This window comes from Hymenobacter coalescens (genome assembly GCF_054783195.1).
In genome coordinates, this window is record NZ_BAAGRA010000035.1 from 1 (window position 1) to 501 (window position 501).

The 501-nt window shown below is 52.9% G+C and carries 2 protein-coding genes; one reads left to right on the top strand and one right to left on the bottom strand.

Going from position 1 to position 501, the window contains the following annotated elements:
• The coding region (locus ACYVKQ_RS23160) for a transposase (protein ID WP_460677756.1) at window positions 1-188 on the bottom strand (188 nt) is incomplete at its 3' end.
• A gap of 80 nt (window positions 189-268) precedes the next feature.
• On the opposite strand from ACYVKQ_RS23160, the gene ACYVKQ_RS23165 reads away from it, so the two are divergent.
• Window positions 269-501 (top strand): MafI family immunity protein (locus tag ACYVKQ_RS23165; RefSeq protein ID WP_460677757.1); only part of this gene is annotated, 233 nt, incomplete at its 3' end.

Consider the following 501-nt stretch of genomic DNA (forward strand, 5'->3'; position numbering starts at 1 on the left):
TAATAATATACCGCCGTCCACTTCGGGAACGTGGCCGGTAGGCTGCGCCACTGGCAGCCTGTACGGCACACGTAGAGCAAGGCATTCACCACTTGACGCAAGCACAACCGCCGCTTGCGTTGCACCGGCAGCCACGGGCGCATACCTTGCCATTGCGCGTCCGTGAGCGGTTGATAGCCGTCAACCATACTGATAGAGCCTAGACCCCTCTATCTACTTGACGGACTCGCTTTAGTCTACATCAACCCGTGAACGAGTCAAAGTCTAGATGAAGCAACGAGAAGTATTAACACGGGCCTTACTGGCAGAGGCGACCAAACTTGGCCTGCCGCAGCTGGATGTGGAACACGCAACCGAGATGCTGGAGTACGCTGAGTACGGACTGTGTTTTGACATCATCGCGCAGCAACTGTATGAATTCGATGTACAAACTACCGAAGAATTCTTTCAGCTAACGGAGCAAACTGCTACTTGCTTAGGTATACCCCAAGAAGAGTATGT